The sequence below is a fragment of the Vagococcus salmoninarum genome, from assembly GCF_003987495.1.
Lineage (GTDB): Bacteria > Bacillota > Bacilli > Lactobacillales > Vagococcaceae > Vagococcus_D > Vagococcus_D salmoninarum.
On sequence record NZ_NGJU01000014.1, the window covers coordinates 56,855 to 77,522 of the forward strand.

General features: G+C 37.1%; 23 protein-coding genes. 21 read left to right on the forward strand and 2 right to left on the reverse strand.

Annotated elements, in window-relative coordinates; translation table 11 throughout:
• Nucleotide 1 precedes the first annotated feature (1 nt).
• The 5 genes from CBF35_RS09805 to recN are packed head-to-tail and all read left to right on the forward strand — an operon-like array spanning nt 2 to nt 4,143.
• Nucleotides 2–232, forward strand: a complete 231-nt coding sequence (locus CBF35_RS09805; protein WP_126780629.1) for an exodeoxyribonuclease VII small subunit — start codon at nt 2–4, stop codon at nt 230–232.
• A gap of 2 nt (nt 233–234) precedes the next feature.
• The gene (locus CBF35_RS09810) at nt 235–1,131 is read left to right on the forward strand and encodes a polyprenyl synthetase family protein (protein WP_126780631.1); all 897 of its coding nucleotides are present in this window, start codon (nt 235–237) and stop codon (nt 1,129–1,131) included.
• Nucleotides 1,132–1,146: 15 nt separating this feature from the next.
• The gene (locus CBF35_RS09815) at nt 1,147–1,977 is read left to right on the forward strand and encodes a TlyA family RNA methyltransferase (RefSeq protein ID WP_126780633.1); all 831 of its coding nucleotides are present in this window, start codon (nt 1,147–1,149) and stop codon (nt 1,975–1,977) included.
• Nucleotides 1,978–1,996: 19 nt separating this feature from the next.
• Entirely contained in the window at nt 1,997–2,452 is a 456-nt protein-coding gene (locus CBF35_RS09820) for an arginine repressor (protein WP_126780635.1), read from the forward strand.
• Between the two features lie 11 nt (nt 2,453–2,463).
• Nucleotides 2,464–4,143, forward strand: a complete 1,680-nt coding sequence (recN, locus tag CBF35_RS09825) for a DNA repair protein RecN (RefSeq protein WP_126780637.1) — start codon at nt 2,464–2,466, stop codon at nt 4,141–4,143.
• 31 nt (nt 4,144–4,174) lie between these two features.
• On the opposite strand, the gene CBF35_RS09830 is transcribed toward recN, so the two are convergent.
• Nucleotides 4,175–4,288: a DUF4044 domain-containing protein gene (locus CBF35_RS09830; protein WP_126780639.1), complete on the reverse strand. Its 114-nt coding sequence runs from the start codon at nt 4,286–4,288 to the stop codon at nt 4,175–4,177.
• Nucleotides 4,289–4,420: 132 nt separating this feature from the next.
• Nucleotides 4,421–5,374 (reverse strand): magnesium transporter CorA family protein, encoded by a 954-nt coding sequence (locus CBF35_RS09835; protein WP_170174770.1) that lies wholly within the window; start codon nt 5,372–5,374, stop codon nt 4,421–4,423.
• A 285-nt stretch (nt 5,375–5,659) separates the two neighbouring features.
• On the opposite strand from CBF35_RS09835, the gene CBF35_RS09840 reads away from it, so the two are divergent.
• The 16 genes from CBF35_RS09840 to CBF35_RS09915 all read left to right on the forward strand — a co-directional run bounded on the left by CBF35_RS09840 (nt 5,660) and on the right by CBF35_RS09915 (nt 20,492).
• Complete coding sequence (locus CBF35_RS09840) at nt 5,660–6,028, forward strand: DUF3397 domain-containing protein (protein ID WP_126780643.1); 369 nt, start codon at nt 5,660–5,662, stop codon at nt 6,026–6,028.
• 181 nt (nt 6,029–6,209) lie between these two features.
• A complete protein-coding gene (gene mraZ, locus CBF35_RS09845; protein ID WP_126780646.1) occupies nt 6,210–6,641 on the forward strand; it encodes a division/cell wall cluster transcriptional repressor MraZ in 432 nt (143 codons plus the stop codon).
• A gap of 23 nt (nt 6,642–6,664) precedes the next feature.
• Nucleotides 6,665–7,618 carry a 16S rRNA (cytosine(1402)-N(4))-methyltransferase RsmH gene (gene rsmH, locus CBF35_RS09850; RefSeq protein WP_126780648.1) on the forward strand — a complete coding sequence of 318 codons (954 nt, stop codon included), beginning with the start codon at nt 6,665–6,667 and terminating at the stop codon, nt 7,616–7,618.
• An 18-nt stretch (nt 7,619–7,636) separates the two neighbouring features.
• Nucleotides 7,637–8,014, forward strand: coding sequence for a cell division protein FtsL (gene ftsL / locus CBF35_RS09855; protein ID WP_126780650.1), 378 nt, complete (start codon nt 7,637–7,639; stop codon nt 8,012–8,014).
• Entirely contained in the window at nt 8,011–9,879 is a 1,869-nt protein-coding gene (locus CBF35_RS09860) for a peptidoglycan D,D-transpeptidase FtsI family protein (protein WP_126780652.1), read from the forward strand. The genes ftsL and CBF35_RS09860 overlap by 4 nt, the downstream gene beginning before the upstream one ends.
• Nucleotides 9,880–9,921: 42 nt before the next feature.
• Complete coding sequence (mraY, locus tag CBF35_RS09865; protein WP_126780654.1) at nt 9,922–10,887, forward strand: phospho-N-acetylmuramoyl-pentapeptide-transferase; 966 nt, start codon at nt 9,922–9,924, stop codon at nt 10,885–10,887.
• A gap of 15 nt (nt 10,888–10,902) precedes the next feature.
• Entirely contained in the window at nt 10,903–12,267 is a 1,365-nt protein-coding gene (gene murD / locus CBF35_RS09870; protein WP_126780656.1) for a UDP-N-acetylmuramoyl-L-alanine--D-glutamate ligase, read from the forward strand.
• A gap of 15 nt (nt 12,268–12,282) precedes the next feature.
• A complete protein-coding gene (murG, locus tag CBF35_RS09875; RefSeq protein WP_126780658.1) occupies nt 12,283–13,377 on the forward strand; it encodes an undecaprenyldiphospho-muramoylpentapeptide beta-N-acetylglucosaminyltransferase in 1,095 nt (364 codons plus the stop codon).
• A 16-nt stretch (nt 13,378–13,393) separates the two neighbouring features.
• Nucleotides 13,394–14,491 carry a cell division protein FtsQ/DivIB gene (locus CBF35_RS09880; protein ID WP_126780660.1) on the forward strand — a complete coding sequence of 366 codons (1,098 nt, stop codon included), beginning with the start codon at nt 13,394–13,396 and terminating at the stop codon, nt 14,489–14,491.
• A gap of 134 nt (nt 14,492–14,625) precedes the next feature.
• A complete protein-coding gene (ftsA, locus tag CBF35_RS09885) occupies nt 14,626–15,963 on the forward strand; it encodes a cell division protein FtsA (RefSeq protein WP_126780662.1) in 1,338 nt (445 codons plus the stop codon).
• Nucleotides 15,964–15,989: 26 nt separating this feature from the next.
• Nucleotides 15,990–17,264, forward strand: a complete 1,275-nt coding sequence (ftsZ, locus tag CBF35_RS09890; RefSeq protein WP_126780664.1) for a cell division protein FtsZ — start codon at nt 15,990–15,992, stop codon at nt 17,262–17,264.
• A gap of 15 nt (nt 17,265–17,279) precedes the next feature.
• Nucleotides 17,280–17,951: a YggS family pyridoxal phosphate-dependent enzyme gene (locus CBF35_RS09895; protein WP_126780666.1), complete on the forward strand. Its 672-nt coding sequence runs from the start codon at nt 17,280–17,282 to the stop codon at nt 17,949–17,951.
• A 21-nt stretch (nt 17,952–17,972) separates the two neighbouring features.
• Complete coding sequence (locus tag CBF35_RS09900) at nt 17,973–18,602, forward strand: cell division protein SepF (protein WP_126780669.1); 630 nt, start codon at nt 17,973–17,975, stop codon at nt 18,600–18,602.
• Nucleotides 18,603–18,631: 29 nt separating this feature from the next.
• Complete coding sequence (locus CBF35_RS09905) at nt 18,632–18,889, forward strand: YggT family protein (protein WP_126780704.1); 258 nt, start codon at nt 18,632–18,634, stop codon at nt 18,887–18,889.
• Nucleotides 18,890–18,919: 30 nt separating this feature from the next.
• Nucleotides 18,920–19,702 carry a YlmH family RNA-binding protein gene (locus CBF35_RS09910; protein WP_126780671.1) on the forward strand — a complete coding sequence of 261 codons (783 nt, stop codon included), beginning with the start codon at nt 18,920–18,922 and terminating at the stop codon, nt 19,700–19,702.
• A gap of 19 nt (nt 19,703–19,721) precedes the next feature.
• Nucleotides 19,722–20,492, forward strand: a complete 771-nt coding sequence (locus tag CBF35_RS09915; RefSeq protein ID WP_126780673.1) for a DivIVA domain-containing protein — start codon at nt 19,722–19,724, stop codon at nt 20,490–20,492.
• The last annotated feature ends 176 nt before the right edge of the window (nt 20,493–20,668 follow it).

Consider the following 20,668-nt stretch of genomic DNA (forward strand, 5'->3'; position numbering starts at 1 on the left):
GATGGCAAAAGAAAAAGAGTTAACTTTCGAAGAATCAATGGGCGCTTTAGAAACAATTGTCAAAGAATTAGAACAAGGGGATGTGCCCTTAGAAAAAGCTTTAGAGCAATTTCAAAAAGGCATTGAATTAAGTAAAGTGTGTCAAGAGACCTTAACGAAAGCTGAAAAAACCTTGACTAAAATTATGACGGAAAATGATGAAGCGGTTGTTTTTGAAGAAGGCGAAGGGTAGTCATGGAAAAAGACTTACAACTTTTTCAAAGGGAACAGTTACCGAAAATCAAAAAAGAAATCCAAGACTTTTTAAGAGCAACTGCAACTGAAGATCGTTTACTTGAGAGTATGTTGTACTCGCTTGAAGCAGGTGGGAAACATGTCCGCCCCTTACTTTTACTTGCTACTTTAGATTTTTTTCAAGAACCACTTCAGCAAGGACACTACCAAGTGGCTGGTGCTTTAGAGATGATCCATACGTACTCATTAATTCATGATGATTTACCAGCCATGGACAATGATGATTTACGACGTGGCAAGCCGACGAATCATGTTGTTTTCGGTGAAGGCCAAGCAATTTTAGCTGGTGACGGCTTATTGACAGAAGCTTTCCATTTGATTAGTAACAGCCCTCTTTCAGCAGAAGATAAAGTCTGGTTAATGAGGGAATTAGCTAAGGGAGCAGGAACTAGTGGGATGATCGCTGGTCAAGTTGCCGATATTGAAGGAGAGCAAAAAGAGTTAACGTTAGCAGAACTTCAAAGAGTCCACAGTCGCAAAACCGGGGCCTTGATTGAATACGCAGTGATCTCTGGGACTTATTTAACTAAGCAATCAGTTGAAATTGCGGAAGCCATGAAAGCATATGGTCGTCATTTTGGCATGGCATTTCAAATTAAAGATGATTTGTTAGATGTGATTGGTGATGAAAATCTTATCGGCAAAAAGACGGGGATGGATGCAGTAAGGCATAAAAGCACTTATACATCTTTATTAGGACTTGAAGGAGCCCAAGCTGCTTTAAGCAGCCATTACCAGCAAGGGATGGCGGCAATTGCCCAAGTCAAAACAATTAAAGGACGTCAAGGTGAAGAAACGTTGTTAGAAGCGTTATTAGGAACATTAATGACTGTCTAAAGGAAGAAGAGGACTATGAAAAAAGAACGAGTAGACGTCTTAGCTTTTAATCAAGGCTTGTGTGAGACGAGAGAGAAAGCTAAACGGAGTGTCATGGCAGGTTTAGTTTACGATAGTAATAACGAGCGGATGGATAAGCCAGGAGAAAAAATCTCTGTGGAGACGGAGTTGCATTTAAAAGGGGAAGGGTTGAAGTATGTTTCCCGAGGTGGCTTAAAATTAGAAAAAGCCTTAGAAGTTTTTGATTTCAACGTCACAGATAAAATTTTATTAGATATTGGTTCCTCCACTGGTGGTTTCACTGATGCTGCCTTACAAAATGGCGCTAAAATGAGTTATGCACTTGATGTTGGCTACAATCAACTCGCTTGGAAACTACGGCAAGATGAGCGGGTAGTTGTCATGGAGAAAGTTAATTTCAGATATTCGAAACCGGAAGATTTTACGGAAGGTTTGCCAGATATTGCCACGATTGATGTTTCTTTTATTTCTTTAAAACTCATCTTACCAGTCTTAAAAACGATTATTCGTGATGGCGGTGATGTCATGGCGTTAATTAAACCACAATTCGAAGCAGGCAAAGAGTTAGTCGGTAAAAATGGTGTCATTCGTGACCCCCAAGTCCATCAATTAGTCATTGAAAAGATTTTAACTTTCGCAGTGATGGAAGGTTACCAAGTGGTTGGAATTGATTACTCACCGATCAAAGGTGGCGAAGGCAATATCGAGTTCATCGCTCATTTAAAATGGTCGGAACAAAAATCACCAGAAGTCGTCGATGTTCCTTTGTTAGCAGAAGAAATTGTGAGTAAAGCCCATCGTGAATTAAAAGTCAAAGCTGACTAACAGCCTGAAGGAGGTAACTATGAAAAAAGTAGAACGTCAACGCTTGATTAGAAAAATTATTAAAGATTACCCAGTCAAAAAACAAGAAGAGTTTGTTGAATTATTGAATCAAAAAGGTGTCGATGTCACTCAAGCGACAATCTCACGGGATATTAAAGACTTGAAGTTAGTTAAAGTCAGTAATGAGGACGGTTCTTTTTATTATAGTACTTCCCTAGGAAAAACCGCAGCTGACAGTGACAAGCTCAATAAAATGTTACAAGTCTCAGTTTTGCATTTTGATGTGATGGATAAAAACCTAGTCTTAAAAACGATTCCCGGAAGTGCGACCGCTTTAGGCATGCTTGTGGAGAAAGTTTATGATAAGGAATTATTTACTGTCTTAACGACAGACGATAAAGTGTTAATGATTTTTAAAACAGAGCTTAGTGCGGAAACTCTTGAACAGAGTTTAGCGACACTAATTTATGGTTAGGAGGTTTGCTGATGTTACAAGAACTATCAATTCAAAATTTTGCGATAATCTCTAACTTAGATGTCTCTTTTAAAGAAGGGATGACGGTCTTAACAGGTGAAACCGGCGCTGGTAAATCGATAATTATTGACGCTGTTGGTTTATTAGTCGGCGGGCGAGGCTCAAGTGACTATATTCGCCAAGGCGCTCAAAAGTGTACGTTACAAGGCCAATTTAGCGTGACGCTAAACCCTAATTTAAGCCGATTGCTGACAGAGTTAGCAATCGAATTAGATGACAATGTGTTAATTGTTTCCCGGGAAATCCACCGAAGCGGTAAGAATGCTTGTCGCATCAATGGAACCTTAATCAATACCGGTAAATTAAGAGAAATTGGCACCTATTTAGTTGATATCCACGGTCAAAATGAGCATCAGGAATTAATGCATGCCGACAGTCATTTAAATTTAGTGGATCAGTTTGGTGGGGAAGAGTTAAAACGACTCTTAGTCAATTATCAACTTGCATACAACCAGTACCGGCAAACGTTACAACAAATTAAAGCGAAACGAACAAATGAAAAAGCTTTTGTGCAACGCTTAGACATGTTGAAATTTCAATGTGATGAAATTGCCAGTGGGGAATTAACCGTTGGCGAAGAGGTCACTTTAATTGAAGAGCGAAATCGGTTAAGTAATTTTCAGAAAATTGCTGATGCTTTAAGTAATAGTTATGAAGCCATCGTTGGTGGAGAAGACAGTAGTCTGGACCGAGTGGGGATGGGGATGAATGAATTAATTGAAATTGAAGACATTGACACAGAGTACAGTGACATTTCTGAAGTTTTGAAAAACAGTTATTACCAACTCCAAGAAGTTAGTTCAACTATTTCCCGTAGTCTAGATGCTTTAGAAATGGACGAAGGCCGCTTAGATGAAGTCGAAACCCGTTTAGCAGTTATTCGTCAGTTGAAGCGCAAATACGGTGAAACAGAAGAGATTATTTTAGCTTATTACGAAGAGATTAGTGAAGAATTAGCAGCTGCTGATCAATTAGAAAATCGCAGCGAGCATTTAGAACAACTTCTAGGTGAACAAAAAACAGTCTTAGATATTGAAAGTCAAAAGCTGACGAGTAAACGTAAGCAAATTAGTAAAAAGTTAGAACAGGCAATTTTGGGCCAATTAAAAGAATTATATATGGATAAAACCGAGTTCGAAGTCCGTTTTGCCGAAAGTGGTTCAGACAATTACAGTGAAACAGGTGTCGATCAGTTAGAATTTTACATCACGACCAATCCTGGGGAGCCTTTGAAACCCTTAGTTAAAGTTGTGTCTGGTGGCGAATTATCACGAGTGATGTTAGCCTTAAAAACAATCTTTTCTCAAAGCCAAGGCATTACGAGTATTGTTTTTGATGAAGTCGACACTGGAGTGAGTGGCCGAGTGGCTCAAGCAATCGCCAATAAAATTCATCAAGTAGCAGAAAATTCCCAAGTCTTATGTATTACGCATCTGCCTCAAGTGGCAGCAGTAGCTGATATTCAATACTTTATTGAAAAAACTGTGACAAACCAGCGAACAGAGACTTCTTTAAGACAGTTAGATGCTGAGGAACGGGTCTTAGAAGTTGCTAGAATGTTATCAGGTGATGCCATTACGACGTTAACAAAAGAACATGCTCGTGAGTTATTACAATTAGCAAAAAAATAAAGAGTTAAGTCAGATTATGACTTAACTCTTTTTAAAATAAGATGGCAATACTACCAATGACAGTTCCACCAACGATTGCAATAATCATTAGCCAGACAACGACTTTAGTAATTTTTGAAAATGTACTTGTTTTTTTATTTCCCACGAGAACAAACCTCCTTTTGAAATGAGACTGTGTAACGAGCTACTTGGTGCAAAGAGTGAGTCGATACAAGGATTAACTCATTAGTCAATAGTCATAGTTTACACCTTTTACTACTATGAAAGCAAGGTTTTACTAGAAAAATTTCTTCTTTCGTAAATACCAAAAAGTTAATAAACTAAAAGTGACAGTTAAAATAATCAACCACCAAAAAGCGTTCTTCTCAGTAGCAAAAGGTAACTCAACGTTCATGCCGTAAATGCCGCCGATAATCGTCGGAATCGTTAAAACAATCGTAATCACTGTTAAGACTTTCATAACAATGTTCATATTATTGGAAACGATGGCCGAAAACAAATTACTTAATTGAGCCAGTAGTTCGGTTTGGATTTTACCAGAGGCAATCGCTTGTTTCGTTTCTACGATGATGTCGTAGAGTGCCCCTTGACTCGCTTCGGAAGACATAATTAGTAAAGAGGTGCGAGCATTTTCTAAAACGTGTAAATTTTGTTCTAAGGCGGAATCAAAGTAAACTAAGCTTTTTTGCATGTCCATCAATTGGAAAAGTTGTTGATTTTCCGTTGCTTGGTGTAACTCGCTTTCGAGATGATCTGTTTTTAGTTTAATCGATTTTAAATAGTAATTAAACAAATCTGAAAAATGCCAGGCTAGCTGGATGGCAATCTTTTCAGGTGTCTTGATGTTAGTTTTAAAGGCTTTGCCTTTGACTAAATTTGGAAGCAAATCTAGTGGCACGTTGCAGCTTGTAATTAATTTGTCTTGGGTCAAAATTAAACTAAAAGGCAAGGCTTCAATTTGTTCAAAGCCACTAGGGCTAATCACGGTCTGGGGAAATTGTAATAATAGCAATAAAGGTGTTTCAATCGAGTCTTGTTTAAAGCCTTCATGGCGGGAAATTTCTTGATTATCTAAAACCGCTGATAAGTAGTCACTTGGGAAGTGGTAATGATTGGTCGTTTCTAAAATCTCTTTAGTCGTAGGTGATTCGATATGAATCCAATCAGCATCCTGCTCCTCAGAGACGGTCTTTAGTTGGTTTTCTTTGGTTAAGGTAAAGTAAGTTATCAAAATAAGCTCATCCTTTCACTAAAACTAGTTAACTAAAAGGTTACACAATCTTTCGACAATAAGCAACTTCTTATTGCCAAAAGCACTTCTTTTAACTATAATTATTAATTGGTTAAAAACAATAAAAGGATAATTACAAACTAGCGAAGATTACATAGAGGTTAGCAGTCAGAAGTTCGTAATAAATGTCGTGGAAACACAACTAAATTTAAACTGTCTGACATCTGAATGTAACGATTAAAGTGTATAGTTAGTTGTAGTTAGAGAATAGGAAGGATTAGTAGAATGAAAGCTATACCAATCATCATGTTTTTTTGGTACATATTTCCAATAGTATTGCTATTTGCCTGTAACTTTATTGTACAGTCCCTATCTTTAGCAAAAAAATATAAAGTAAAATCTCCAGACATAGCGACTCCTTTCTTATTGATGGGAATCCACGAGTTGTCTACGGACGCCTTTCAAGTCTCGGCTGTTCCGTATGTGATGATTATGATATTGCTACTTGGTATCGCAATAGCAGTGGCTCATGCTTACTACTATGGTGACATCCAATACAAACGTTTTTTCAAAATGTTTTGGCGTGTAGTCTTCTTAATCACACTCTTATTATACATTCTTTTGATAATCTTAAACGTTAGTCATTATATGTAAAAATGTAAAATAAAAAGCGACTTAGTCTATTCTAATGTTGCTTTTTTTTAATGCATGTCGCTCAAAAACACATAAATTTAGACCTTTTCCAGAAAAATACATTTTTTTTGCCTAGAATGTGGTAGAAAGTGGGGGAATGTGGTAGACTAAATATACTATGTGGGTGAGTGAGGTGTCTGACATGTTTATGGGAGAATTTAAACATAATATTGATGCTAAAGGTCGACTAATCATGCCAGCGAAATTTCGTGACGAACTTGGAGAAAAGTTTGTCGTGACTCGAGGGATGGACGGCTGTTTATTTGGTTATCCGCAAAGTGCTTGGGCAGTTTTAGAAGAAAAATTAAAAGAAATGCCCTTATCTAAAAAAGACGCAAGAACATTTGTCCGCTTTTTCTATTCAGCGGCAACAGAATGTGAAATTGATAAACAAGGTAGAATTAATTTACCACCAGCTTTAAGAAGTCATGGTGGCTTAGAAAAAGAATGTGTCGTCATCGGTGTTTCTGATCGGATTGAAATTTGGAGTCAAAGTAAGTGGGACGCCTTTTCAATTGAAGCAGAAGAGAATTTTGATGAACTAGCAGAAACAATGATTGATTTTGGCTTTTAATGACTTAGGAAAGGAATGACAGAATGACTGAAGAATTTTCACATGTAACAGTCCTCTTAAATGAAACGGTAGATGAGTTAAATATTAAGCCGTCAGGTGTTTATGTCGATTGTACTTTAGGTGGCGCAGGCCACAGTGAGTATCTGTTATCCCAATTAGATGAAACAGGTCACTTATATGCCTTTGATCAAGATCAAACAGCAATTGATTTTGCTGAAAAAAAATTAGCGCCTTATGTTGAAAAAAACATGGTGACCTTTATTAAATCAAATTTTAAAAACTTAAAAACAGAATTAAATCAATTAGGCGTAACAGAAGTCGATGGTATCTTATATGATTTAGGAGTTTCTTCTCCTCAATTAGACGAAGCCGAGCGGGGTTTCAGTTACCATCAAGATGCTCCTTTAGACATGCGCATGGATCAAGAAGCTGAACTAACAGCTAAAGAGTTAATTAACACTTATGATTATCATGAATTAGTTAAAATCTTTTATCGTTACGGTGAAGAAAAATTTTCTAAACAAATCGCAAGAGAAATTGAAAAACGCCGCCAAGAAAAAGAAATTACGACAACTGGGGAGTTAGTTGAAATTATTAAAGATGTGATTCCAGCCCCAGCTAGACGAAAAGGTGGACATCCTGCTAAGCGGGTTTTCCAAGCAGTCAGAATTGCTGTTAATGATGAACTAGGTGTTATTGAAGAATCTTTAGAACAAGCGATCGAAATGTTGAGCTTAAATGGACGTGTGAGTGTTATTACGTTCCATTCTTTAGAAGATCGGATCGTTAAAACGATGTTTAAAGAATACAGTCAACCTAAAGACACACCGCCAGGCTTACCAGTCTTGCCAGAAGAATTTGAACCGCTACTAAAATTAGTTAATCGTAAACCAATTGTTGCCTCGGAAGAGGAATTAACAGAAAATAATCGTGCTCGAAGTGCGAAATTAAGAGTGGCTGAAAAGCAGAAGCCTTGAAAGGGAGGGGAAGAACAGGTGGCAGAATTAAAAGAATTCCAACAGTATGATATTAGTATACCTCAAGAAATCGAACCAGTTAGAGAAGAACAACCTGTTTTGACCTACCCTAAGAAGAAATTGCAAAATATTTCCAGGGCCGAGAAAGTTATTGTCGCTTTAATGGTAGTTGCCTTTTTGACAATTGCCGTCGTAACAGTCAAACTAACAACGACTATTTCCCAAGCAGAAGAAGATATTTCAGTTATCTTACAAGATATCACTGAGCAAGAAAGTCGGGCAGCAAAATTAGAACAAGAAAAAAGTGAATTGTCTCGGACTGAAAGAATTAAACAGGCGGCTGAAAAAGCCGGTTTAACAGTCGAAGATGAGAATATAAGGAACGTGAAAAAATGAATCAGAAGAAATGGCGAAATTACATTCAAAGTAAGGGCTTAGACCCAAAAATGAATCGGAAAAAATTTGGTTCAATTCTCTTTGGAACTACTATCCTTGTTTTTCTAGTCTTCGTTATCAGATTTGTTTACATCGTCGGAGTTGGGAAAGTCGGGACAACCTTACTAGATGAAAAAACTCAAGATTTATATCAAGGTAGTAGCGTAGTCAAAGCAAAACGAGGAACCATTTATGATCGAAATGGGGAGCCAATTGCAGAGGACGCTACTTCTTATTCGTTATATGTGATACTAGACGAAAGCTATGTCGGTTTATACGACCGAAAAACAAAAGAACCAGAAATCCTTTACTTAGAGAAGAGTAAAAAAGAGGCAGTAGCGGATGTTTTAAATTCTCATTTGAAGATACCTAAAGATGAAGCGATGACAGCCATGAACCCAGGGAAAAATGAGAGTGGGAATGATATCACTCAAGTTGAATTTGGGAATAAAGGCAACCAAATATCTTTAGAAACTAAAAATAAAATTGAAGAAGACTTAAAAAAACAAGACATTAGAGGGATTTATTTTACGGAACATCCTGACCGTATTTATAAAAATGGGATATTCTCTCCTTATTTAGTTGGTTACGTGCGCCGTGCCGATGAAGACGACGAGTCAAAAGGACTTGTTGGACAAATGGGTGTGGAACAAACTTTTAATGAAAAATTAAGCGGGACTGACGGTAAGATTCGTTATCAAAAAGATAACAAACAAAATCCTTTACCAGGTAGTACAGTGGTTGAAAAAGAAGCCATTGATGGCGAAGATATTTATTTAACGATTGATCGAGGCATGCAAGCTCGCATGGAAGATTTACTTGATGAGATTTTTGAAGAATTTGAGCCAGAAGATATGACAGCGACTTTAATGGAAGCGAAAACTGGTAATATCTTAGCGGCCTCACAACGACCAGCCTTCAATCCAGAAACCTTAGAAGGCTTAGATAATAAAGGCCAATGGCAAAACTTACTACTAGAACTGCCTTTTGAACCTGGTTCTACAATGAAAGTTTTTACTGTAGCGGCAGCCATTGAAACAGGGAATTTCAATCCTAATGCAACCTTTACTTCAGGTAGTATTCAAGTCGATGACCGAAAAATTAGTGACCATAACCCTGATGGCATCGGCACAATTACTTACCGTCAAGCCTTAGCTTGGTCAAGTAACGTTGGGATGGTTAAGTTACAACAAGCCATGGGACCAAACTGGCAAGATTACATGCACCGCTTTAAATTTGGCGAAAAAACGAATGTGGATTTGCCAAATGAAAAAGAAGGTAATATTCAAAATGAAACGACTGTAGATAGAGCGATGACTTCATACGGTCAAGCGATGGCGACAACGCCCCTTCAAATGTTACAAGGTTTTACAGCCTTGACTAATGAAGGGAAAATGTTGAAACCAAACTTTATTAGCAAATTCGTTGAAGCCGATGGAACAGAAACTAAAATCCAACCAGAAATTGTTGGTGAACCAATTAAAGCGAGCACTGCTAATCAAGTCCTTGATATGATGACAGATGTGGTTGATGACCCGACATACGGAACAGGTAAAGCTTATGCCTTAGATGGCTATAAAGTAGCTGCCAAAACCGGGACGGCAGAAATCAATGAAAAAGGGAATTACCTTAAGGATCAGTATTTGTATTCAGTTGTTCAAATCGCACCGGCGGAAAATCCTGAGTACATTATGTACGTGACGATTAGAAAACCGCCAATTGGTAAGTCAGCTTCAGAAATGTTATCAAAAGTCTCTAACTCACTACTTGAGCGAGCGTTGAACATCGACGTGACGAATCAGCTTGTTGAGACAACAGAAGAATAAACTAATAAGTAGCAGTTACTTAAATATAGGAGATAATTTATTATGGAATGGACTCAAATGTTTTTACCAATTGCCTTAAGTTTTGCAATTACTTTGTCAATCATGCCTTTTTTTATCGGCTATTTTCAAATGAAAAAACAAGGTCAATCGATTCGTGAAGAAGGACCTACTTGGCATAATCAAAAAGCCGGCACCCCAACTATGGGGGGCTTAGTCTTTTTGATTAGCACAGTCTTAGGGTCACTTGTTTTTGCTTTTTGGAAAAAAACGCTGACTCCTGAATTTGGGATTGTTATCTTTATTCTTGTCCTTTACGGCGGACTAGGCTTTTTAGATGACTTTATTAAAATCTTCAAAAAAAGAAACATGGGCTTGAACTCGAAACAAAAATTAATTGGCCAAGTCTTAGGTGGAATCATTTTTTATGTCGTTTTTCGAATGGTTGGTTTTCCTAATACCTTAAAATTACCACTTTTAGGTGAACTTAATTTAGGCATTGTTTATGGTCTGTTTATCATCATTTGGTTAGTCGGCTTTTCAAATGCCGTTAACTTAACAGATGGGTTGGACGGATTAGTTGCTGGTCTGGGGATGATTTCCTTTGGGACTTATGCTATTATTGCTTGGAATCAACAACAATATGACATCTTAATTATCTGTCTATCGACTTTTGGTGGTTTACTAGGTTTCTTCTTGTTTAATAAAAAACCAGCTAAAATATTTATGGGGGACGTTGGTTCCTTAGCTTTAGGTGGGATGTTAGCAGCTATTTCAATTTTATTGCGACAAGAATGGACATTATTGTTGATTGGTCTGGTTTATGTCATTGAAACTGCAAGTGTGATGCTTCAAGTTGGCTCATTCAAACTAACTGGGAAACGCATCTTTAAAATGAGTCCGATTCACCACCACTTTGAAATGAGTGGTTGGAGTGAATGGAAAATTGATATTGTTTTTTGGATAATAGGATTACTAATGTCAATTCTTACGTTAATAATTTTATATTAAGGAGAAGTTGCCACGATGAAAACTGTAACGAACTATGAAAATAAAAAAATACTAGTCTTAGGCTTAGCGAGGAGCGGTGTAAGTGCAGCCAAATTGCTACAGCAATTAGGCGCACTCGTGACTGTGAATGATGCTAAGGAATTTTCTGAAAATCCAGAAGCCCAAGACTTATTATCTTTAGGCATTCGTGTCGTTACAGGGAGTCATCCTGTGGAACTATTAGATGAGGAGTTTACCCTGATTGTCAAAAATCCGGGAATTCCTTATTCTAATCCTATTCTCGAAAAAGCAATGGCTTTAAATTTACCGATAATTACTGATGTTGAATTAGCTTACCAAATCTCCGAGGCAATGGTCATCGGAATTACTGGAACGAATGGTAAAACAACAACAACAACAATGTTGGGCGATATTTTAAACAACAGTCCAGTTGTAGGCAAAGGTTTATTAGCTGGTAATATTGGTTCACCGGCTAGTACGGTGGCTCAACAAGGGACAGCGGAAGACATCTTAGTGACTGAATTATCAAGTTTTCAGTTAATGGGAATTCAAGAGTTCCATCCTCATATTAGTATCATTACTAATTTATTTGAGGCCCATTTAGATTACCATGGAACGAGAGCTGAATACGTTCAAGCGAAATGGAACATTCAAAAGCAGATGACTCAAGGGGATTATTTAATTATCAACGCTGATCAACAAGAACTGATTGCCTTAAGTCAGACAACTAAAGCCCAAGTTATCGGGTTTTCGACTAAAGAAGTCCTTGAAAATGGTGCCTATCTACAAAATGAAATGATTTATTTTCAAGGGGAACCTGTTATAGCAGCAACTGACATTGGTGTGCCAGGGGCTCATAACATTGAAAATGCTATGGCAGCAATCATTGCAGCCAAACTTCTCAAAGTTAGTAATCAGACAATTAAAGAGACGTTGTCAAATTTTTCTGGTGTTGAACATCGAACGGAGTTTGTGACGGAAAAAGCCGGACGTAAGTTTTACAATGATTCTAAAGCGACGAATAGTTTAGCCACTGAGATGGCTTTAAGTGGGTTTGATAATTCAAAAGTGATTTTGTTAGCAGGGGGCTTAGACCGTGGTAACGAATTTACTTCTCTCGTACCAGCCATCAAAGGCTTAAAAGGGATTGTGTTGTACGGTCAAAGTCGTCAAAAATTAGTTGTTGCGGCCAAGGAAGCAGCGATTGAAAAAATTAGCATCGTCGAAAATATTCAAGAAGCAGTCGCTGAAGCAGTGGCCTTCTCAAGTAGTGGCGATATTGTGTTATTATCACCTGCTTGTGCCAGCTGGGATCAATTTGAAAACTTTGAAATTAGAGGCCAAGCCTTTAAAGAAGCAGTAACAAAAATAAACTTATAGAAACGAGAATGGATTATGAGAGTATTAGTATCGGGTGGTGGCACTGGTGGTCATATTTATCCAGCAATATCCCTAGTCAATCATTTAAAATTAAGTGACGCCAATGCTGAATTTTTATACGTGGGAACTGAAAAAGGCTTAGAAAGCACAATTGTCCCTGAGTATGACATTCCTTTTAAAACAATTGAAATCCAAGGATTCAGACGTTCCTTGTCAGTAGCAAATTTTAAAACAGCCTATTTATTTATGAAAAGTATCGGCGACTCTAAAAAATTGTTGAAAGAATTTAAACCTGATGTCGTAATTGGGACCGGGGGCTATGTTTGTGGGGCAGTTGTTTATGCGGCTCATAAACTAGGTATTCCAACAATTATCCACGAACAAAACAGTGTGCCGGGAATAACGAATAAATTTTTAGCTAAATACGTTGATAAAATTGCCATTTGTTTTCCTGATGCTGCCCAATATTTTCCGCAAGAGAAAGTTGTTTTGACGGGAAACCCCCGAGCTCAAGAAGTTGTTAACATTGAGAAAACAGCTGTTTTAGAAAGTTATGGGTTAAAACAAGGCAAACCGACAGTTTTAGTATTTGGTGGCAGTCAAGGGGCTTTAACGTTAACTAATGCCATGAAAGAAAGTTTAGTTGAATTAGCTAAGCGCGACTACCAGATTGTTTATGGAACAGGGCAACGCTATTACGAAGACATTCAACGCTTCTTGATCGAGCAACAAATTGAGGCAGAAAACATTGCTATTTTACCTTATATCGATAATATGGCGATGCTTTTAAAAAATATTGACTTAGTAGTTAGTCGGGCAGGAGCAACTAGCTTAGCGGAAATTACGGCCTTAGGCTTACCGAGTATTTTAATTCCTAGTCCAAATGTAACGAATGATCATCAAACTAAAAACGCTCAAAGTTTAGTAAAATCTGGGGCGACCAGTTTGTTAAAAGATAGTGAATTGACAAGTTTAAGCTTAGTCAGAGAGTTAGACAACTTGATGCTAAACTCAGATAAATTGGAACAGATGGCACTGTCGGCTAAAGGGGAAGGAATCCCTGATGCCAGTGATCGTCTCGAAGCAGTAATCGATAACTTAACGAAGTGAAAAGGAGGTAAGCATCATGACAAAAGACGACCAGCCATCAAGTGAGCAAGACTCAAATGAGACCCGCGAGGAGATGCTTACACCTTGGCAACGAGAAAATATTAGATACTTAGAACAACATGGTGATCGCCCTCAGTGGCAAGATGTTGAAGAAGAGTTAGAAGCAGATCAGGAACTTGAAGAAGAACTCCTTGAAGAGGAAGAAAGCCCTGAAATAGTAGAAGAAATTGAAACGGATGAGTCAAGAGAAGAACAAGATAAGAAAGTTTTAAAAGACTTACCTAAATCTCGGTCTTTTGCTGATAAACTACCTAAAATGAAAGTCCAAAGACAACAACGGCTTAAAAAACGGTTAACGTTGTTAGTTTCTCTTTTTGGCATAGCCGCTTTAGGGATGATTTATTATGTCTCGCCTTTAAGTAAAGTTAACCGTTTGGAAATAGTTGGTAACCAAAAAGTTGAGGCTAGTTTAATTGCTAAAGCAACGAAACTTAGTGACAAGGACGGCATTTGGTCGGCCTATTTTGATAAGTCAGTGTTGGCAAAAGTAAAAGCAAGCCATCCTCGCATAAAAGATGTTGAAGTTCATCTGTCTAAAATAAACAATTTAAAAATTGTCGTCACTGAATTTTCTGAAATTGCCTATGCTAAGGAAGGTAAAGTATTTCACCCAGTCTTAGAAAATGGCGTTATTTTAACTAACGAAACAGTTGAACAAGCAGATGATCAATTTTTAGTTTTAATTAATTTTACGCCAGGAGTTAGTTTAGAAAACTTAATGGCAAATATTAATAAAGTTGATGAGGTTGTGAAAAATAACATTAAAGAAATCAGTAGCACACCTTCAAAAAATAATGAGTATTTAGTCACGATGACAATGAAAGATGGGAACCAAATCATTGCATCAACGAAAGATTACCAAGACAAAATTAATTATTATCCTCAAGTTGCCTCAGAAATGAGTGAAAAAGGAGTCGTAGACATGGAGGCAGGAATATTTTCTACGTCTTTTGATGAAATAAAGAAACAAAAAGCCGAAGAAAAAGCCAAAAATGACTATGAAGCATGGTTAAAACAGCTTGAAGATGAAAATAAAGAAAAAAATAACGAATAATTATGTATTCTTCTTTTGTAAAGTCTGCGATTTATGGTAGAATTGTAAGAAGATAGTTATTTAGAAATTAAAATATAAAAATATGATTTTCTCATGAACGAAATTGCAATTTAAAATAGGAGGGATTACCTTTCATGGCAAAAACAGGGATTTACGTTGGCCTAGATATTGGTACAACATCAGTTAAGGTTGTTGTAGCTGAATACATAGAAGGACAAATAAATATTATTGGTGTAGGAAATGCTAAAGCTGAAGGGTTAAGTCGCGGTATCGTGATTGATATTGATAAAGCTGTTAATTCAATTAAACGAGCGATTAGCCAAGCAGAAGAAAAATCAGGCATTCAAATTAGAAAAGTTAATGTTGGTTTACCAGCTAACTTACTAGAAGTTGAAAAATGTGAGGGCATGATCGCCGTTAGTACTGAATCAAAAGAAATTACCGATGCAGATGTTCGCAACGTTGCCTCAGCGGCAATTGTTCGTTCGACACCGCCAGAACGTCAAATCATTACTTTAATTCCACAAGAATATAAAGTTGATGGTTTTGATGGCATCAAAGATCCACGAGGTATGATTGGTGTTCGTTTGGATATGAATGGTCTAGTCTTTACTGGTCCTAAAACTATTATTCACAACATTAAAAAATGTGTTGAAAAAGCTGGCTTACAATTAGCTGAAATTGTGATTACCCCCTTAGCCTTAACAGAGTCTATTTTATCAGATGGTGAAAAAGATTTTGGGACGATTGTCATCGACATGGGTGGTGGTCAAACAACGACTGCTGTAATGTACGAAAACGAATTAAAATTTACACATGTTGAACAAGAGGGCGGAGAGTTTGTGACAAAAGACATCTCAGTCGTCTTAAATACGTCACTAAATAACGCTGAAGCACTAAAAATCAACTATGGTGATGCCTACCCAGAGAGAACTTCTTCTCATGAAGAATTTCCTGTTGATGTCATTGGTCAAAATGATCCAATCAAAGTAGATGAGCGTTACTTGTCTGAAATTATTGAAGCCCGCATGGAACAAATTTTCACTAAAGCAAAAGTTGCTTTAGAAGAAATTGACGCTTTAGGCTTACCTGGTGGAATTATCTTATCAGGTGGGAATGCTAGCATTCCTGGGATTGTAGAGTTGGCAAGTGATATTTTCGGCGCTCATGTTAAGTTACATGTACCGAATCATATGGGCTTAAGAAACCCAATCTTTGCTAATGCAATTAGCATTGTTGAGTATGGTGCTCAATTGAATGAGATCTATCATATTTCTAAAGTAGCCGTAACGGGTGGCAAACTTTCTGTCAGTCAGTCGAATGACGAAGTCCACTACGAGAAAGCTTATCCAAAAGAACAAGAAGTTAAACAAGAACAAGCAGTCGTTTATGACGACTACACTGGCGATGAGCCAAAAGGCGAGAATGTGAAGGATAAGCTTAAAGGTTTCCTTTCTAATATTTTTGACTAATAAAAAAATAGGAGGACTAAAACGAGATGGAATTTTCAATTGATAATAATATTGATAACGGCGCAGTAATTAAAGTAATCGGAGTTGGTGGCGGTGGTGGTAATGCTGTCAATCGCATGATCGATGAAAACGTTAAAGGCGTGGAGTTTATCGTTGCGAACACAGATGTTCAAGCACTAAAAGATAGCAAAGCTGAAACAGTTATTCAATTAGGACCTAAGTACACAAGAGGCCTAGGTGCTGGTTCACAACCGGAAGTTGGCCAAAAAGCCGCGGAAGAAAGTGAGTCAATCTTAGCCGATGCTATGAGTGGTGCTGATATGATTTTCATTACTGCTGGTATGGGTGGTGGAACTGGTACAGGAGCTGCTCCAGAAGTAGCCCGTATCGCTAAACAACTTGGAGCTTTAACAGTCGGAGTTGTGACACGTCCCTTTAGTTTTGAAGGACCAAAACGTGGCCGTTACGCTGCTGAAGGAATTTCTCAATTAAAAGAAAACGTGGATACATTACTAATTATTTCAAACAACCGTCTATTAGAGATTGTTGACAAAAAAACACCAATCTTAGAAGCCTTCCGTGAAGCTGATAACGTTTTACGCCAAGGGGTACAAGGAATTTCAGATTTAATTACTGCACCTGGTTACGTTAACTTGGACTTCGCTGATGTTAAAACAGTTATGGAAAACCAAGGAACAGCCTTAATGGGAATCGGTTCTGCTAGTGGTGAGGATCGTGTGATCCAAGCAACGAAACAAGCTATTTCTTCACCATTACTTGAAACATCAATTGATGGCGCAGAACAAGTCTTACTTAATATTACTGGTGGCCTTGATATGACTTTATTTGAAGCCCAAGATGCTTCTGACATTGTCACAAGTGCAGCTAATAGTGATGTCAACATCATTTTAGGAACTTCAATTAATGAAGACTTGAAAGATGAAATCATCGTAACTGTTATTGCAACAGGGATTGATCCAACTAAAAATGAAAAAAAAAAGGGACGCACCGTCGCTAGACAAGCAAGCCCACAACAAGCGACTACAGCACCGTCCCATGTCGTAGCACCAACACCAAGACCAACGATGGACATCGAACCGGTTAAACCAGAGTCAGAAGACGAAAGTGCTTTTGGAGACTGGGATATTCGCAGAGAACCAAGCCAACGTGGTAATTTTGAAGAAACACAATTTGAAAAATTAGAGAAAAAAGATTTCGACACTTTTTCAAAAGACCCAGAGCCATCAAACAATGATGACGATGAGTTAAATACACCGGCATTTTTCCGACGTAAACGCTAAAAGGAGTTATGAGTCATGCTTGAGAGCAATCTTAATCAAATAAGAGCAACAATCTCTCAAGCTTGTACTTTAGCTAAGCGAGATCAAGAGACAGTTAAACTAGTTGCAGTTACTAAGACGGTCTCGATTGAAAAAATGTTACCTTTGATTTCAGCAGGTATTAATGAGTTTGGTAAAAATCGTGTTGAAAGTTTGCTAGAGAAACAAAGGCTGCTACAAGATCATGAGATTGTGTGGCACTTTATTGGCCGTCTCCAACGTCGAAAAGTCAAAGAGGTAATTAATCAGATTGATTACTTCCATGCTTTAGACAAAGAATCATTAGCCATGGAGATCCAAAAACGTGGAACAAGAACAATTAAATGTTTTGTACAAGTCAATGTTTCTGAAGAAGCAAGTAAACAAGGCTGTCTTTTAGAAGACACAATCAAATTTATTGTTAATTTAGAAAGATTTGATAGAATTAAAGTAGTTGGTTTAATGACTATGGCTCCGTATGATGCAAGTGATGAAGAAATCGTAAGATATTTTGAAACATTGGCTAAAAAAAAGGAAGAAATTGTTAAGTTAAACTTGAGTCACGCTCCCTGTACAGAACTTAGTATGGGAATGAGTCAAGATTATCCCTTAGCGATTGAATCTGGTGCTACATTAATTAGAATAGGTACTGCTTTTTTTAAAGAATAGAAAATAAAAGGGTGAGTTAGGATGAATATGTCAACAGCAGCTGAGAAAATACAAAAATTTTTCGGACTTAGTGATAGTGATGCATTAGAAGAATCATATTCGGATAATGCATATGTTGAAAAACCAAAAAATAGTTATTCAAGCCAAAGCCGTTCATATTTTCAAGATGAAGGGAAAGCAGAGAATACCTATTCGAACAACACTATGAAGACAAGTCAAAAGCAACCTAGAGTTGAAAAAGTTGAACAACAGCAGGAAGTGATTCCTAAGGTTGAAAAAACGGCTCCGTTGGAAAACGTTAGAATGCCTAAAAAAGTAGTGCAAATGAGCAAGAAAGAATCAATGCTCCAAAGAGATGTGGCAGGTGAAGACAAAGTGAAAAAGATTTCGATTTTAGAACCACGAACATATACTGAATCTAAAAATATTGCAAAATGTATTTTCAGAAATGAAATAGTCATTATTAATTTCCATCTTGTTGAAGAAACACAAGCCCGTCGGATAGTCGATTTCTTGACAGGAACAGTTTATGCTCTTGATGGGGATATCCAACGGTTAGGAAATGAAATATTCATTTGTACTCCTCCAAATACGGAAATTGATAGTGAAACAGCCAAAAGCCTATTAAGTACTCAGTTTAAAGAATACTAGAAGGACGTGTTAGTTTGATAGGAAGTTTAATGTATTTAATATATAAAATTGTTGGTATTTACTCCGGCGCATTAATGATTTATGCATTATTATCATGGTTTCCAGGTGGTTATCAATCAGCCATCGGCCAATTTCTTGGAAGAATCTGTGAGCCTTACATAAAAATCTTTGATCGCTTGAATTTAAGGTTTGGCGGGATTGACTTTACTATTTTAGCAGCAATTTTAGCTTTAAACTTTGGTGTTAAAATACTGTCACAAGTAATGTTTAGATTTATGATGTTTTAGTAAATTATATTATTGAAAGGATGTGTATCTATGAATGCAAATGTTTACCAACATTTTCGCAAAGATGAACATCCTTTTGTTGATATGATTGGTGGTTGGATTGAACAAGTTGAAAGTCAGTACGCTCCGTACTTAACTGACTTTTTAGATCCTCGACAGGCGTTCATTTTAGAATCTATTATCGGAAGTGATAGCGAATTAGTCTATTCTTTCTATGGTGGGTACGAAAGTGCTGAAAGACGCCGAGCCTTAATTTATCCAGCATACTATGAGCCGACAGAGGAAGATTATCAAGTAGAACTGTATGAAATTCAGTACCCAGTTAAATTTGGTAGTTTGTCTCATGGAAAAATTTTAGGAACTTTGTTAAGTTCTGGAATTCGTCGAGAATTTTTCGGCGATATCATTTCTGATGGCGAACGTTGGCAGTTTTTTATTAATCATGAAGTTGCTAATTTTGTTATCAGTCAATTAGATAAAATTGGTAGTATGTCTGTGAAAGTTAAGCAAATTAATTATACTGATATTTTAGTAGCTAAAGATAGCTGGGAATTTGAAACTGACACGGTTACGTCATTACGTGTAGACAACATCATTTCGGCTGTTTTTAATATCTCAAGACAACGTTCAAAACTCTTAGTTGATTCCGGGAAAGTAAAAGTCAATTGGGTTGAAATTCAACGAAGTGATTTTATGTTAGCTTTGTTAGACATTATATCAATCCGTGGCTTTGGCCGAATCCAGTTACGAACGATTGAAGGAAAAACTAAAAAAGATAAACACCGAGTACAGCTTGCTGTTCTCAGAAAATAAAAATGTTGAGGTGAATGATATGGCTTTAAGTCCATTAGATATTAAAAATAAATCCTTCCCAACGAAAATGAGAGGGTATAATCAAGAAGAAGTAGATGATTTTTTAGATCAAGTAATTGCTGACTATGAAGATGCTCTTAGAGATAAGCGAGAACTTGAAAAAAACTTGAAACATGCTGATGAAAAATTAACATATTTTAATGAATTAAAAGATGCTTTAAACCAATCAATCATTGTTGCTCAAGATACAGCTGATAAACTTAAAAATACAGCAGTCAAAGAATCTGATGTCTTAGTTTCTTCAGCCGGTGCTGATGCGAAAGCGATTTTAACTAAAGCTCAAGAAGAAGCTGATCGAACAACTCGTGAAGCAAATCAAAAAGCAGAAGAGATTATGCGTAATGCGACTCAAAACGCTAGTCAACTTGCCCATGAAACTGACGACTTGAAAAAGAAAACAAGAGAATTCCATAGAAGCTTAGCTTTATTACTTGAGTCTCAGTTAGAGATTGTTAAGAGTAAAGATTGGGATAACTTGCTACAACCTTTTGCTAACTACATTGGTGATGATCATTCAGCAGTTAGAGAGCTTTTGGAAAAAGAAGTTGACAACAAACAAGAAGTTAGTGTAGAATCTGAAGGACATACTCAAGCAATTGAAATTTCTGACTTAGTTGAACAAAGTAACGTTTCAGAAAGCCCAGAAGAGAGTATTGAAGAGATTCGCAAAAGTATGACAGCTGATGATAAATCAGATCGTAAAGACCGTAAAAGTCGTCGCGATCGTTAAAAGTGAGAAATAGAAAAGTTAATCATTAAACTTAACAGCGAGCCAATGAAAGTGAAAGTTTGGTAGTCCATGATGATTAAAAAGATCCTTCTCTAATACTTTAGTTATGAACTTAAGTAATAACTAACGCCTAATTCCCGTTACGAATCTTGAGAGGGAATTTAAGCAATTAAATT

Excerpts from the sequence above, each read along its gene's own strand:
- CBF35_RS09805 (WP_126780629.1), top strand. The coding sequence starts at position 2 with ATGGCAAAAGAAAAAGAGTTAACTTTCGAAGAATCAATGGGCGCTTTA.
- CBF35_RS09810 (WP_126780631.1), top strand. The coding sequence starts at position 235 with ATGGAAAAAGACTTACAACTTTTTCAAAGGGAACAGTTACCGAAAATC.
- CBF35_RS09815 (WP_126780633.1), top strand. The coding sequence starts at position 1,147 with ATGAAAAAAGAACGAGTAGACGTCTTAGCTTTTAATCAAGGCTTGTGT.
- CBF35_RS09820 (WP_126780635.1), top strand. The coding sequence starts at position 1,997 with ATGAAAAAAGTAGAACGTCAACGCTTGATTAGAAAAATTATTAAAGAT.
- recN (WP_126780637.1), top strand. The coding sequence starts at position 2,464 with ATGTTACAAGAACTATCAATTCAAAATTTTGCGATAATCTCTAACTTA.
- CBF35_RS09840 (WP_126780643.1), top strand. The coding sequence starts at position 5,660 with ATGAAAGCTATACCAATCATCATGTTTTTTTGGTACATATTTCCAATA.
- mraZ (WP_126780646.1), top strand. The coding sequence starts at position 6,210 with ATGTTTATGGGAGAATTTAAACATAATATTGATGCTAAAGGTCGACTA.
- rsmH (WP_126780648.1), top strand. The coding sequence starts at position 6,665 with ATGACTGAAGAATTTTCACATGTAACAGTCCTCTTAAATGAAACGGTA.
- CBF35_RS09860 (WP_126780652.1), top strand. The coding sequence starts at position 8,011 with ATGAATCAGAAGAAATGGCGAAATTACATTCAAAGTAAGGGCTTAGAC.
- mraY (WP_126780654.1), top strand. The coding sequence starts at position 9,922 with ATGGAATGGACTCAAATGTTTTTACCAATTGCCTTAAGTTTTGCAATT.
- murD (WP_126780656.1), top strand. The coding sequence starts at position 10,903 with ATGAAAACTGTAACGAACTATGAAAATAAAAAAATACTAGTCTTAGGC.
- murG (WP_126780658.1), top strand. The coding sequence starts at position 12,283 with ATGAGAGTATTAGTATCGGGTGGTGGCACTGGTGGTCATATTTATCCA.
- CBF35_RS09880 (WP_126780660.1), top strand. The coding sequence starts at position 13,394 with ATGACAAAAGACGACCAGCCATCAAGTGAGCAAGACTCAAATGAGACC.
- ftsA (WP_126780662.1), top strand. The coding sequence starts at position 14,626 with ATGGCAAAAACAGGGATTTACGTTGGCCTAGATATTGGTACAACATCA.
- ftsZ (WP_126780664.1), top strand. The coding sequence starts at position 15,990 with ATGGAATTTTCAATTGATAATAATATTGATAACGGCGCAGTAATTAAA.
- CBF35_RS09895 (WP_126780666.1), top strand. The coding sequence starts at position 17,280 with ATGCTTGAGAGCAATCTTAATCAAATAAGAGCAACAATCTCTCAAGCT.
- CBF35_RS09900 (WP_126780669.1), top strand. The coding sequence starts at position 17,973 with ATGAATATGTCAACAGCAGCTGAGAAAATACAAAAATTTTTCGGACTT.
- CBF35_RS09905 (WP_126780704.1), top strand. The coding sequence starts at position 18,632 with ATGTATTTAATATATAAAATTGTTGGTATTTACTCCGGCGCATTAATG.
- CBF35_RS09910 (WP_126780671.1), top strand. The coding sequence starts at position 18,920 with ATGAATGCAAATGTTTACCAACATTTTCGCAAAGATGAACATCCTTTT.
- CBF35_RS09915 (WP_126780673.1), top strand. The coding sequence starts at position 19,722 with ATGGCTTTAAGTCCATTAGATATTAAAAATAAATCCTTCCCAACGAAA.